The sequence below is a fragment of the Pseudomonas sp. SWRI179 genome (assembly GCF_014268705.1).
Classification (GTDB): Bacteria; Pseudomonadota; Gammaproteobacteria; order Pseudomonadales; family Pseudomonadaceae; genus Aquipseudomonas; species Aquipseudomonas zanjanensis.
Genome location: NZ_JABWRA010000003.1, coordinates 86,367 through 99,950, shown reverse-complemented (window position 1 = coordinate 99,950; position 13,584 = coordinate 86,367). Strand labels below are relative to the sequence as shown.

At 58.2% G+C, this 13,584-nt stretch carries 13 protein-coding genes; 11 read left to right on the top strand and 2 right to left on the bottom strand.

Annotated elements, in window-relative coordinates:
- Positions 1 to 14 precede the first annotated feature (14 nt).
- The gene (gene dnaN, locus HU767_RS02795) at positions 15 to 1,118 is read right to left on the bottom strand and encodes a DNA polymerase III subunit beta (protein WP_003196145.1); all 1,104 of its coding nucleotides are present in this window, start codon (positions 1,116 to 1,118) and stop codon (positions 15 to 17) included.
- A 38-nt stretch (positions 1,119 to 1,156) separates the two neighbouring features.
- Complete coding sequence (gene dnaA / locus HU767_RS02790) at positions 1,157 to 2,683, bottom strand: chromosomal replication initiator protein DnaA (protein WP_186728442.1); 1,527 nt, start codon at positions 2,681 to 2,683, stop codon at positions 1,157 to 1,159.
- A gap of 568 nt (positions 2,684 to 3,251) precedes the next feature.
- Between dnaA and rpmH the strand changes: the two genes are divergently transcribed.
- The 11 genes from rpmH (at position 3,252) to atpB (ending at position 13,549) form a co-directional block, all read left to right on the top strand.
- A complete protein-coding gene (gene rpmH, locus HU767_RS02785; RefSeq protein ID WP_003213577.1) occupies positions 3,252 to 3,386 on the top strand; it encodes a 50S ribosomal protein L34 in 135 nt (44 codons plus the stop codon).
- A gap of 16 nt (positions 3,387 to 3,402) precedes the next feature.
- A complete protein-coding gene (gene rnpA, locus HU767_RS02780) occupies positions 3,403 to 3,804 on the top strand; it encodes a ribonuclease P protein component (RefSeq protein WP_003207107.1) in 402 nt (133 codons plus the stop codon).
- Positions 3,797 to 4,042 carry a membrane protein insertion efficiency factor YidD gene (yidD, locus tag HU767_RS02775; RefSeq protein ID WP_010465488.1) on the top strand — a complete coding sequence of 82 codons (246 nt, stop codon included), beginning with the start codon at positions 3,797 to 3,799 and terminating at the stop codon, positions 4,040 to 4,042. Before rnpA ends, yidD begins: the two co-directional genes overlap by 8 nt.
- A gap of 2 nt (positions 4,043 to 4,044) precedes the next feature.
- On the top strand, positions 4,045 to 5,727 hold the full coding sequence (gene yidC, locus HU767_RS02770; RefSeq protein ID WP_186706459.1) for a membrane protein insertase YidC: 1,683 nt from the start codon (positions 4,045 to 4,047) through the stop codon (positions 5,725 to 5,727).
- 79 nt (positions 5,728 to 5,806) lie between these two features.
- On the top strand, positions 5,807 to 7,177 hold the full coding sequence (mnmE, locus tag HU767_RS02765) for a tRNA uridine-5-carboxymethylaminomethyl(34) synthesis GTPase MnmE (RefSeq protein WP_186728441.1): 1,371 nt from the start codon (positions 5,807 to 5,809) through the stop codon (positions 7,175 to 7,177).
- A 692-nt stretch (positions 7,178 to 7,869) separates the two neighbouring features.
- Entirely contained in the window at positions 7,870 to 9,768 is a 1,899-nt protein-coding gene (mnmG, locus tag HU767_RS02760; RefSeq protein ID WP_186706461.1) for a tRNA uridine-5-carboxymethylaminomethyl(34) synthesis enzyme MnmG, read from the top strand.
- A 5-nt stretch (positions 9,769 to 9,773) separates the two neighbouring features.
- A complete protein-coding gene (gene rsmG / locus HU767_RS02755) occupies positions 9,774 to 10,409 on the top strand; it encodes a 16S rRNA (guanine(527)-N(7))-methyltransferase RsmG (RefSeq protein ID WP_186706512.1) in 636 nt (211 codons plus the stop codon).
- 18 nt (positions 10,410 to 10,427) lie between these two features.
- Positions 10,428 to 11,225 (top strand): ParA family protein, encoded by a 798-nt coding sequence (locus tag HU767_RS02750; RefSeq protein ID WP_003187199.1) that lies wholly within the window; start codon positions 10,428 to 10,430, stop codon positions 11,223 to 11,225.
- A 9-nt stretch (positions 11,226 to 11,234) separates the two neighbouring features.
- The gene (locus HU767_RS02745; protein WP_053126822.1) at positions 11,235 to 12,107 is read left to right on the top strand and encodes a ParB/RepB/Spo0J family partition protein; all 873 of its coding nucleotides are present in this window, start codon (positions 11,235 to 11,237) and stop codon (positions 12,105 to 12,107) included.
- Between the two features lie 148 nt (positions 12,108 to 12,255).
- The gene (locus HU767_RS02740; protein WP_014340990.1) at positions 12,256 to 12,663 is read left to right on the top strand and encodes a F0F1 ATP synthase subunit I; all 408 of its coding nucleotides are present in this window, start codon (positions 12,256 to 12,258) and stop codon (positions 12,661 to 12,663) included.
- A 16-nt stretch (positions 12,664 to 12,679) separates the two neighbouring features.
- Entirely contained in the window at positions 12,680 to 13,549 is an 870-nt protein-coding gene (atpB, locus tag HU767_RS02735; protein WP_039593180.1) for a F0F1 ATP synthase subunit A, read from the top strand.
- The last annotated feature ends 35 nt before the right edge of the window (positions 13,550 to 13,584 follow it).

Here is a 13,584-nt window from a genome sequence, read left to right as displayed (position 1 = left end):
CTAGCTGATTCTGATTACAGACGCATCGGCATGACAACGTAAGCCGAGTCGTCGTTGTCGGACTCTTGCACCAGCGCACTGCTGTTGGAGTCAGACAGGATCAGACGCACTTGCTCGGTAGTCATCACGCCCAGCACGTCGAGCAGATAGCTGACGTTGAAGCCGATTTCCAGGGAGCCGCCGTTGTACTCAACGCCTACTTCTTCTTCCGCTTCTTCCTGCTCCGGGTTGTTCGCCTGGATCTTCAGCTGACCATTGGCCAGTTGCAGACGAATGCCACGGTACTTCTCGTTGGACAAGATCGCGGTACGGCTGAAGGCTTCGCGCAGCGCTTGGCGATCGCCCAGCACCAGCTTGTCGCCGCCTTTTGGCAGCACACGTTCGTAGTCCGGGAACTTGCCGTCCACCAGTTTCGACGTGAAGGTGAACTCGCCCGTGGTGGCGCGGATGTGGTGCTGGCCCAGCACGATGCTGACATTGCCGTCCGGCTCGGTCAGCAGGCGGGCCAGCTCCAGGATACCTTTACGCGGCACGATCACCTGATGGCGATCCGGCTGGCCGATATCGGCCTGCATCGAGCACATGGCCAGGCGGTGCCCGTCGGTGGCAACAGCGCGGATAACGCCGGCCGACACTTCCAGCAGCATGCCGTTGAGGTAATAACGCACGTCCTGCTGGGCCATGGCGAAACTGGTGCGTTCGATCAAGCGACGCAGTTTGCTCTGGTCCAGGCTGCAAGTCAGAGAACCCGGGCCTTCTTCAACGGTCGGGAAATCGTTGGCTGGCAGTGTGGACAAGGTAAAGCGGCTGCGACCGGCCTTGACCACGAGCTTCTGCTCATCGACCTTGATGTCGATCAGCGCGTCGTTGGGCAGGCTCTTGCAGATGTCCATCAGCTTGCGCGCCGGCACGGTGATGGAACCCGGATCAGCCGGTTCCTCAAGTTGCACGCGACCGACCAGCTCGACTTCCAGGTCGGTACCGGTCAGCGATAATTGCTGGCCTTCGACAACCAGCAGCACGTTGGAAAGTACCGGCAAGGTCTGGCGGCGTTCGACGACGCCTGCGACCAGTTGCAGGGGTTTCAACAGGGCTTCGCGTTGAATGGTGAAATGCATGGTCTAGTCCCTTGCCTTAAAAGCTGCGCTGGTGGTCATCAAGTGGTCAGTGTACGCAGCAGGTTCTTGTAGTCCTCGCGGATGTCCGCGTCGGATTCCTTAAGTTCGTTGATCTTGCGGCAGGCGTGCAACACGGTGGTGTGGTCGCGTCCGCCAAACACATCGCCGATTTCCGGCAGGCTGTGGTTGGTCAGTTCCTTGGACAGGGCCATGGCCACCTGGCGTGGACGTGCCACCGAACGCGAACGGCGTTTGGACAGCAGGTCGGAGATCTTGATTTTGTAGTATTCGGCAACCGTTCGCTGAATGTTATCCACAGAAACCAATTTGTCCTGGAGCGCCAACAAGTCCTTCAAGGATTCGCGAATCAGCTCGATGGTGATATCGCGACCCATGAAGTGCGAGTGAGCGATCACCCGCTTGAGGGCACCTTCGAGTTCACGCACGTTCGAGCGAATACGCTGGGCAATGAAGAAGGCGGCGTCGTGAGGCAGCTCGACCTTGGCCTGGTCGGCTTTCTTCATCAGGATCGCCACCCGGGTTTCCAGTTCCGGCGGCTCGACGGCCACCGTCAGGCCCCAGCCGAAACGCGACTTGAGGCGTTCCTCGAGGCCCTCGATCTCTTTCGGGTAGCGGTCACTGGTGAGAATGACCTGCTGCCCGCCTTCAAGCAATGCGTTGAAGGTGTGGAAAAACTCTTCCTGGGAACGTTCCTTGCGGGCGAAGAACTGAATGTCGTCGATCAGCAAGGCATCCACCGAACGGTAGAAACGCTTGAATTCGTTGATGGCGTTCAGTTGCAGCGCCTTGACCATGTCGGCCACGAAACGCTCGGAATGCAGGTACACGACCTTGGCATTCGGGTTCTTCTTTAATAAGTGGTTGCCCACGGCATGCATCAAGTGGGTCTTACCCAAGCCTACGCCGCCATACAGGAAGAGCGGGTTATAGCCGTGCTTGGGGTTGTCCGCCACCTGCCAGGCCGCCGCGCGGGCCAGTTGGTTGGATTTACCTTCGACGAAGTTCTCGAAGGTAAAGGTCCGGTTCAGGTAGCTGGTGTGCTTGAGCGCGCCTTCGACCTGGACGGTGCGCTGTTCGGCCCGCACCGGTGCCTGCTGGGAGCTGGCGCCGGCCATAGGGTCGAAGCTGTCCCGGGAAGGCTCCTCGCTGACTTCGGCAACCTTTTGTGTATTGCGCTTGCTCGAAGCAGGCGCGGGCGCCGGGGCGGCATGGTTGTTGACCGGTGCCGGCGCAGCCTGCTGGGCCTGTGACGCGGCGGCAGCCAGCGGCGCATTGGGCGCGGCGCGGGGTGCCGAGCTGCGTTTGCTGCCTATTAATAAGGACAGCGCAGGCGCCATGCCATTGCCATGCTCGTCGAGCAGTTCCATGACCCGGCCCAGGTACTTTTCGTTGACCCAGTCGAGAACGAAACGGTTCGGTGCATAGACACGCAACTCGTCGCCTTCGGCTTCGACCTGTAGTGGACGGATCCAAGTGTTGAATTGTTGGGCAGGCAGCTCATCGCGCAAAAGCTCCACGCACTGCTGCCAAAGTTCCACTGACACGGATATCCCCTAAGTTGAAAGCCGGTGAGGCAAAAACAAGCGGCCATTGTAGCGAGCAGACGTGCACTTATCCACACGCAGCTTGCTCATCGGCCATGATTTATCAGTGCGTTAACCGAGAGAAAGACGACCAGCGGTCGGTGGATAAGCTCTGTGGATAACCGTGCCTGAGGTCGTTGCACAACTGGGGGCGAAACTCGGTGGATAACCGCCCTGTGGATAACCAGCCATTCCACCCACAGCTTATCCGACAGCGCAGCACAGGCTGGCCACTGCTTTCCCGTGTAGTTGTCATTCTCTGTACATGGCGGATTACAAGGCCTTGACATGGTTATCCACAGACAAGTGGCGGCCTAGCTTTTATAAGCTTTACAAAAAAGCTTTAAATAATTCCCTTCTTTATATCTATATCTAGCGCTCGGTGATGGATCCGCGAAAAACGCCTGGATATCTATTTAAAGGAAACGCTGGTTGGAAATTGACCTAGAGGCTTGCTTTCTCTAGAATCCCCGGTCTCTTAAAACGGGGGCCATTCCGGCCCGTTGTGGACGAACCAGGTAACACGACAATGAAACGTACTTTCCAACCAAGCACTATCAAACGCGCTCGTACCCACGGTTTCCGTGCTCGCATGGCTACCAAGAACGGTCGTGCCGTCCTGTCGCGTCGTCGCGCCAAAGGTCGTGCGCGTCTGGCAGTTTGATAATCCGGCACTGGAGGTGAGTCAGGACTTCAGTCGGGAAAAGCGTCTGCTTACCCCCCGGCATTTCAAGGCAGTCTTTGACTCCCCTACCGGCAAGGTTCCGGGGAAAAATCTCCTGCTCCTTGCGCGCAGTAACGATCTCGATCACCCCCGACTAGGGCTGGTCATCGGGAAAAAGAGCGTCAAGCTCTCCGTTCAGCGCAATCGCCTCAAACGTCTGATGCGCGAATCGTTTCGCCTGAACCAGGATTCACTGGTCGGATGGGACATCGTTATCGTCGCGCGCAAAGGTTTGGGTGACGTAGAAAACCCCGAATTGATTCAGCATTTCGGCAAGCTCTGGAAGCGTCTGGCACGCAACAAGCCAGTACCAGCAGTCAACACCGAAACTGTAGGGGTAGACAGTCCCGATGCGTAAACTGGCACTCGTTCCGATCCAGTTTTATCGCTATGCCATTAGTCCTTTGATGGCCAGTCACTGTCGTTTCTACCCCAGTTGTTCCTGCTACGCGTACGAAGCCATAGAAAATCATGGCCTCCTGCGCGGTGGCTGGCTGACCTTTCGTCGTTTAGGTCGCTGTCATCCGTGGAATCCCGGCGGTTATGACCCGGTTCCGCCTATCCCTACCTCCCGTTCTTCTTCGATGGCCGAGTAATCATGGATATCAAACGCACGATCCTGATCGTCGCCCTGGCAATCGTGTCCTACGTCATGGTCCTTAAATGGAACCAGGACTATGGCCAGGCTGCCCTGCCGACTCAGAATGTTGCAGCCAGCAATACCGCACCGAGCCTGCCGGATGCTCCAGTTGGCAACAACGCTGCCAGCAATGACGACATCCCACGCGCGGCAAGCGATACCAGCGCTCCTGCCGAAGCCCCAGTGGCCGTAAGCAAAGATCTCATCCAGATCAAGACGGACGTGCTCGAGCTGGCAATCGATCCACAAGGTGGTGACGTCGCCCAGCTGAAGCTGCCGCTGTACCCACGTCGCCAGGATCATCCGGAAATCCCGTTCCAGCTGTTCGACAACGGTAACGAGCGCACCTATCTGGCCCAAAGTGGCCTGATCGGTACCAACGGTCCGGATTCGAACCCGGCCGGTCGCCCGATTTACTCTGCCGAGAAGAAGACTTATCAACTGGCTGATGGTCAGGACCAACTGGTCGTGGACCTGAAGTTCAGCAAGGATGGCGTCAATTACATCAAGCGTTTCACTGTGAAACGTGGCATGTACGACGTAACCGTCTCTTACCTGATCGACAACCAGAGCGCCCAGCCTTGGTCCGGTGCGATGTTCGCGCAACTCAAGCGTGACGCCAGCGACGATCCTTCTTCCAGCACCGCCACCGGCACCGCGACTTACCTGGGCGCTGCCCTGTGGACAAGTTCGGAACCGTACAAAAAAGTGTCCATGAAGGACATGGACAAGGCCCAGCTGAAGGAAACCGTCCAAGGTGGCTGGGTTGCCTGGCTGCAGCACTACTTTGTAACAGCCTGGATCCCGCAGAAAGGCGACAGCAACGTCGTCCAGACGCGTAAAGACAGCAAAGGCAACTTCATCATCGGTTACACCGGCCCGACATTGACTGCCGCGCCCGGTGCAAAAGCCGAAACCAGTGCCGTCCTGTACGCCGGTCCAAAAAGCCAGGCCGTGCTGAAAGAGTTGTCCCCAGGCCTGGAACTGACCGTTGACTATGGCTTCCTGTGGTTCATTGCCCAGCCTATCTTCTGGCTGCTGCAACATATCCACAGCCTTGTCGGCAACTGGGGTTGGTCGATCATTTTCCTGACCATGCTGATCAAGGGGATCTTCTTCCCGTTGTCGGCCGCCAGCTACAAGTCGATGGCGCGCATGCGTGCAGTGGCTCCGAAACTGGCCGCCCTGAAAGAACAACATGGCGATGACCGGCAGAAAATGTCCCAGGCCATGATGGAGCTGTACAAGAAAGAGAAGATCAACCCGCTGGGTGGTTGCTTGCCGATTCTTGTGCAGATGCCTGTGTTCCTGGCGCTTTACTGGGTACTGCTGGAAAGCGTGGAGATGCGCCAGGCGCCGTTCATGCTGTGGATTACCGACCTGTCGATCAAGGATCCGTTCTTCATCCTGCCGATCATCATGGGCGCGACCATGTTCATCCAGCAGCAACTGAACCCAACGCCTCCGGATCCGATGCAAGCGAAGGTCATGAAAATGATGCCAATCATCTTCACCTTCTTCTTCCTGTGGTTCCCGGCGGGTCTTGTGCTGTACTGGGTTGTGAACAACGTGTTGTCCATCACTCAGCAGTGGTACATCACACGTAAGATCGAAGCGGCGACGAAAAAAGCCGAGGCGTAACTTGCTCTGTGGATAACCACACAAAACGCCCCCTAGTGGGGCGTTTTGCTATCTGCCACTTTTGTCTGGATACCGGTTTATGAGCGCACCGCGTGAAACCATCGCCGCTGTTGCCACCGCCCAAGGTCGCGGTGGTGTCGGCATCGTCCGTATTTCCGGGCCGTTGGCCAGTGTCGCGGCCAAGGCCATCAGCGGCCGTGAACTCAAGCCGCGATTCGCCCATTACGGCCCGTTTTTCAGTGATGACCAACAGGTGCTCGACGAAGGTCTGGCCTTGTATTTCCCGGGGCCTAATTCGTTCACGGGCGAAGACGTGTTGGAACTGCAAGGGCATGGCGGCCCTATCGTGCTGGACATGCTGCTCAAGCGTTGCCTTGAACTGGGCTGCCGCCTGGCCCGACCGGGGGAATTCAGCGAACGGGCATTCCTCAACGACAAGCTCGACCTGGCCCAGGCCGAGGCGATTGCCGATTTGATCGAAGCCAGTTCCGCACAGGCCGCCCGCAACGCCTTGCGTTCTTTACAGGGAGCGTTTTCCCAGCGTGTGCATAACCTCACCGAACAATTGATCGGCCTGCGGATCTACGTCGAAGCCGCCATCGACTTTCCGGAGGAGGAAATCGACTTCCTCGCCGATGGCCACGTGCTGAGCATGCTCGATAAGGTGCGCGATGAGTTATCCACAGTACTGCGCGAAGCCGGGCAGGGTGCCTTGTTGCGCGATGGCATGACCGTGGTGATCGCTGGACGACCGAATGCCGGCAAATCCAGCCTGTTGAATGCCCTGGCCGGTCGCGAGGCGGCAATTGTCACCGAGATCGCCGGCACCACCCGGGACATCCTCCGTGAACATATCCACATCGACGGCATGCCGCTGCACGTGGTGGATACCGCCGGTTTGCGCGACACCGAGGACCAGGTGGAAAAAATCGGCGTTGAACGGGCACTCAAGGCCATTGGTGAAGCCGACCGGGTATTGCTGGTGGTGGATGCCACCGCACCGGAAGCTGACGATCCCTTTGCCTTGTGGCCGGAATTCCTCGAGGTGCGCCCGGATCCGGCGAAAGTCACCCTGATTCGCAACAAGGCCGATTTGACCGGGGAAGCGATTACCCTCGACGTCAGTGATGACGGGCACGTGACCATCAGCCTGAGCGCGAAGTCGGCGGGTGAAAGCCTGGAGCTGCTGCGCGAGCATCTCAAGGCCTGCATGGGTTATGAGCAGACCTCGGAGAGCAGCTTCAGCGCTCGCCGGCGGCACCTTGAAGCATTGCGCCATGCCAGCGCGGCCCTCGAACACGGTCGCGCGCAGCTGACCTTGGCAGGGGCTGGGGAGTTGTTGGCTGAAGATTTGCGCCAGGCGCAACAGTCCCTGGGGGAAATTACCGGTGCCTTCAGCTCCGATGACCTGCTGGGACGAATCTTTTCCAGCTTCTGCATCGGTAAATAATCCCACCGGACTGACGACGAACCCGTGGCGGGGGAGCTTGCTCCCGTTCGGCTGCGAAGCAGTCGTAAACCGGCGGGTGCGGTGTGTCAGGTACTGCGCATTCGGCAGGTTTTGGGGCCGCTTCGCGACCCAGCGGGAGCAAGCTCCCTCGCCACAGGCCTATCGAGCGCAACACAAACCCGCTACCTCCTCTCTTTTTTGAACCGATTGCCCTTAATGGCGGCGTGCCTGCGGGCGCTTCGACGAGCCCTTGTCGACGGTTTTCTGTGGATTAAGCCCTGTGAATAACTGCCATTGAGGTCGGTTGATAAACCGCCTTCGAAACTGAAGATAACTGCATCTGTGGATAACCGCCCCATTCATCCACAGGCTTACACCGGTTATCCAAGCCCCTCAATGGCACATGACCACAGGGTTTTGAATCTCTGTACACATTGAAAATAAAGGCCTGCGTAACGTTATCCACAGATCGTTGGCTCAGTAAGAATAAACATAAAAACAAAGATTTTATAAATTTCTTTCTTTTTTATTTTTTTAACCGCGAGTTCTCCACAGCTGGTTAAATTTTGTGCAAAGGGTTCTTTAGAAAGGGCGAAGTCCCTATACTTGCCGACCTGGTTCGAAAAACGCCCAGGGCCAGACTCAAAAACCTATTTCCGAATTACCTGAATAAAGCAGGCACGAGGTGCGTGGTGGATTTCCCTTCCCGTTTTGAAGTGATCGTCATCGGCGGCGGTCATGCCGGTACCGAGGCAGCACTTGCATCAGCACGCATGGGGGCAAAAACCCTGTTGCTGACGCATAACGTGGAAACCCTCGGCGCCATGAGCTGCAACCCTGCCATTGGCGGGATCGGCAAAAGCCACCTGGTCAAGGAGATCGATGCCCTTGGGGGCGCGATGGCCATGGCCACCGATAAGGGTGGTATCCAATTTCGCGTATTGAACAGCCGCAAAGGCCCGGCCGTGCGCGCTACTCGCGCCCAGGCCGACCGAGTCCTCTACAAGGCCGCTGTCCGCGAAATCCTGGAAAACCAGCCGAACCTGTGGATATTTCAACAAGCGGCCGATGACCTGATCGTCGAGCAGGACCGGGTACGTGGTGTCGTCACACAGATGGGCCTGCGTTTCTTCGCCGATTGCGTGGTGTTGACCACCGGGACCTTCCTCGGCGGACTTATCCACATTGGTTTGCAGAATTTTTCCGGCGGGCGTGCCGGGGATCCGCCGTCGATTGCTCTGGCTCACCGTCTGCGTGAGTTGCCATTGCGTGTCGGGCGCCTGAAAACCGGTACGCCACCTCGCATTGATGGCAAGTCCGTGGATTTCTCGGTGATGACCGAGCAACCTGGGGATACTCCAATCCCGGTGATGTCGTTCATGGGCAACAAGGAACAGCATCCACGGCAAGTCAGTTGCTGGATCACCCATACCAACGCCCGCACCCACGAAATCATCGCGGCGAACCTCGATCGATCGCCGATGTACTCCGCCGCCGGTGAAATCGAAGGTGTCGGCCCGCGCTATTGCCCGTCGATCGAAGACAAGATCCATCGCTTTGCCGACAAGGAAAGCCATCAGGTGTTCATCGAACCGGAAGGTTTGACCACCCATGAGCTGTATCCGAACGGGATATCCACAAGCCTGCCGTTCGACGTGCAGTTGCAGATCGTGCAATCGATCCGTGGCATGGAGAACGCGCACATCGTGCGTCCGGGTTATGCGATCGAGTACGACTACTTCGATCCGCGCGATTTGAAATACAGCCTGGAAACCAAGGTTATCGGCGGTTTGTTCTTTGCCGGGCAGATCAACGGCACCACCGGTTACGAAGAAGCGGGTGCCCAGGGTTTGCTCGCCGGCGCCAACGCCGCACTGCTCGCCAAGGGCAAAGAAGCCTGGTGCCCGCGCCGCGATGAGGCGTACATCGGTGTGCTGGTAGACGACCTGATCACCTTGGGTACCCAGGAACCGTATCGGATGTTCACCTCCCGCGCGGAATATCGCCTGATCCTGCGGGAAGACAACGCCGACCTGCGCCTGACCGAGAAAGGTCGTGAACTGGGATTGGTGGATGACGCGCGCTGGGCCGCGTTCTGCCAGAAACGCGAAAGTATCGAGCTGGAAGAGCAGCGCCTGAAAAGTACCTGGGTGCGTCCCGGTACCGAGCAGGGCGATGCCATCGCGGCGAAATTCGGCACGCCGCTGACCCACGAATACAATTTGCTCAACCTCTTGAGCCGCCCGGAAATCGATTACGCCGGGCTGGTGGAAGTGACCGGCCAGGGCGCGGAAGATCCACAGGTTGCCGAGCAGGTCGAGATCAAGACCAAATACGCCGGTTACATCGACCGCCAGCAGGACGAAATTGCCCGTCTGCGCGCCAGTGAAGACACCAGGCTGCCTGTGGATATCGATTACACCGGCATTTCCGGGTTGTCGAAAGAAATCCAGGGCAAGCTCGGTGCGACCCGTCCAGAGACCCTGGGCCAGGCTTCGCGCATTCCCGGCGTCACGCCGGCGGCGATTTCGCTGTTGATGATTCATTTGAAAAAACGCGGCGCGGGCCGCCAGTTGGAGCAAAGCGCTTGAGTTCGATGGTCACCTCGCAACACGCTGAAGAGTTATCCACAGGTGCCCGTCAGCTCGGTGTCAGCCTGACCGAAGCCCAGCACGCGCAATTGCTGGGCTATCTGGCGCTGTTGATCAAGTGGAACAAGGCCTACAACCTGACCGCCGTACGCGATCCGGATGAAATGGTCTCGCGGCATCTGCTCGACAGTCTCAGTGTCATGGCCTTCATCGAAAACGGTCGCTGGCTGGATGTCGGCAGTGGCGGCGGCATGCCGGGGATCCCGCTGGCAATCCTGTTTCCCGACTCGCAAGTGACCTGTCTGGACAGTAACGGCAAGAAAACCCGCTTCCTGACCCAGGTCAAACTCGAACTCAAACTGGATAACCTGCAAGTTATCCACAGCCGCGTCGAAGCGTTCCAGCCTGCCGAGCCGTTCAACGGGATCATCTCCCGGGCGTTCAGCAGCATGGAGAACTTCAGCAACTGGACTCGCCACCTGGGCGATACCAATACGCGCTGGCTGGCAATGAAGGGCGTTCATCCGGCCGATGAGCTGGTAGCATTGCCGGCAGACTTCCACCTCGATAGCGAACACGCCTTGGCCGTACCCGGTTGCCAAGGCCAACGCCATCTGCTGATACTGCGCCGCACGGCATGATTGGGAACACAAGCAAGAATGGCTAAGGTATTCGCGATAGCGAACCAGAAAGGTGGTGTGGGCAAGACCACCACCTGCATCAACCTCGCAGCATCCCTGGTCGCGACCAAGCGCCGGGTGCTGTTGATCGATCTCGATCCACAGGGCAACGCCACCATGGGCAGCGGTGTGGATAAGCATGGCCTGGAAAATTCCATCTACGACGTCCTGATCGGCGAATGCGATCTGGGCCAGGCCATGCACTTCTCTGAACATGGCGGTTATCAACTGCTGCCGGCCAACCGCGACCTGACGGCGGCGGAAGTGGTGCTGCTGGAAATGCAGATGAAGGAAAGCCGCCTGCGCAGCGCCTTGGCGCCGATCCGGGAAAACTACGACTACATCCTGATCGATTGCCCGCCGTCGCTGTCGATGCTGACCCTCAACGCCCTGGTGGCCGCCGATGGGGTCATTATCCCCATGCAGTGCGAGTACTTCGCCCTGGAAGGGTTGAGCGACCTTGTGGATAACATCAAGCGCATCGCCGAACTGCTGAACCCGGAACTGAAGGTCGAAGGCCTGTTGCGAACCATGTACGACCCGCGCCTGAGCCTGATGAACGACGTTTCGGCCCAGCTCAAGGAACATTTCGGCGAGCAGCTCTACGACACCGTCATCCCGCGAAACATCCGTCTGGCCGAAGCCCCGAGCTACGGCATGCCGGCCCTGGCCTACGACAAACAATCCCGTGGTGCGTTGGCTTACCTGGCCCTGGCGGGCGAGATGGTTCGCCGTCAGCGCCGCAACCCACGCACCGCTGCAGCCCAGCCAACTTAAGGAAACCCCATGGCCGTCAAGAAACGAGGTCTCGGACGTGGACTGGATGCACTGCTCAGCGGTCCGACTGTCAGCTCGCTGGAAGAACAGGCCGTGCAGGCCGACCAGCGCGAGTTGCAGCACCTGCCCCTGGACCTGATCCAGCGCGGCAAATACCAGCCGCGCCGGGACATGGACCCGCAGGCGCTGGAAGAACTGGCCCAGTCGATCAAGAGCCAGGGCGTGATGCAGCCGATCGTGGTCCGGCCGATCGCCAATGGCCGCTTCGAGATCATCGCCGGAGAACGTCGCTGGCGCGCCAGCCAGCAGGCCGGCCAGGAAACCATCCCGGCAATGGTCCGTGACGTCCCGGATGAAACGGCCATCGCCATGGCGTTGATCGAGAACATCCAGCGCGAAGACCTCAACCCGATCGAGGAAGCCGTTGCCCTGCAGCGCTTGCAGCAGGAATTCCAGCTGACCCAGCAACAAGTTGCCGAGGCGGTGGGCAAATCCCGCGTGACCGTGGCCAACCTGTTGCGCCTGATTGCGTTGCCGGAAGTCATCAAGACCATGCTGTCCCATGGCGACCTGGAAATGGGTCATGCCCGGGCATTGCTCGGTTTGCCGGAAAATCAACAGGTTGAAGGGGCGCGACATGTTGTCGCACGCGGCCTTACCGTGCGCCAGACCGAGGCACTGGTTCGTCAATGGTTGAGCGGTAAACCCGCCCCTGTCGAAGCACCAAAACCTGATCCGGATATCGCCCGTCTTGAACAGCGCCTGGCCGAGCGCCTGGGCTCTGCGGTGCAGATTCGCCACGGAAAGAAGGGCAAAGGGCAATTGGTGATTGGCTATAACTCTCTCGATGAGCTGCAAGGTGTTCTTGCGCACATTCGCTGAAACAATTGCTCTTGTAGCGCGCAGTCGGAAATCACTACCTGAAGGTTGAATAGGGGCAGAACCGCCCCTATACTCTGCGCGCATTTTGTCGGCACAAATTATGCCAAGTTATTGAATTATGGCGGCCGACTATTGGAGAGCAAAAGCGATGGAAACCCGCACGCCAAACCGCTTGCCGTTCCATCGTCTGGCAGTTTTCCCGGTTCTGATGGCTCAATTTACCGTCGTACTGATCGCCACATTGGCGCTCTGGCAATGGAAAGGAGTCGTCGCCGGATACTCAGGGCTTTGCGGAGGCCTGATAGCCTTGCTTCCCAATATTTACTTTGCTCACAGGGCCTTTCGGTTTTCCGGCGCCCGAGCAGCCCAGGCTATCGTCCGGTCTTTTTATGCCGGCGAGGCGGGGAAACTGATTTTGACGGCAGTGCTGTTTGCATTGACGTTCGCAGGTGTGAAGCCACTGGCGCCGCTGGCTGTATTCAGCGTCTTCGTGCTGACCCAACTGGTTAGCTGGTTCGCTCCCCTGCTAATGAGAACAAGACTTTCGAGACCTTAGGGCGTTTGAGGCAACCATGGCAGAGACAACCGCTTCGGGCTATATCCAGCACCACTTGCAGAACCTGACCTTCGGTCAGCTACCCAACGGCGGCTGGGGCTTCGCCCATACCGCAGCAGAAGCCAAGGAAATGGGCTTCTGGGCTTTCCACGTCGATACCCTCGGCTGGTCGGTCGCACTGGGCCTGATCTTCGTTCTTCTTTTCCGCATGGCGGCCAAGAAGGCGACTTCCGGTCAGCCTGGTGCACTGCAGAACTTCGTTGAAGTACTGGTCGAATTCGTCGATGGCAGCGTGAAAGACAGCTTCCATGGGCGCAGCCCGGTGATCGCACCGCTGGCACTGACCATCTTCGTCTGGGTGTTCCTGATGAACGCCATCGACCTGGTACCGGTCGACTGGATTCCTCAATTGGCCATCCTGATCTCCGGCGATGCACACATCCCATTCCGCGCCGTGTCGACCACCGACCCGAACGCGACCCTGGGCATGGCGTTCTCGGTTTTCGCACTGATCATTTTCTATAGCATCAAGGTCAAGGGCATCGGCGGCTTCATCGGCGAACTGACCCTGCACCCGTTCGGCAGCAAGAACATCCTCGTTCAAGCCCTGCTGATCCCGGTGAACTTCCTGTTGGAATTCGTGACCCTGATCGCCAAGCCGATTTCTCTGGCACTGCGTCTGTTCGGCAACATGTATGCCGGCGAACTGGTGTTCATCCTGATCGCTGTGATGTTCGGCAGCGGCCTGCTGTGGCTCAGCGGCCTGGGTGTAGTCCTGCAATGGGCGTGGGCTGTGTTCCACATCCTGATCATCACCCTGCAGGCGTTCATCTTCATGATGCTGACCATCGTCTACCTGTCGATGGCGCACGAAGAAAACCATTAAGGCCAGTCTCGACTAGTCTGATGTCCTTCCCGGTC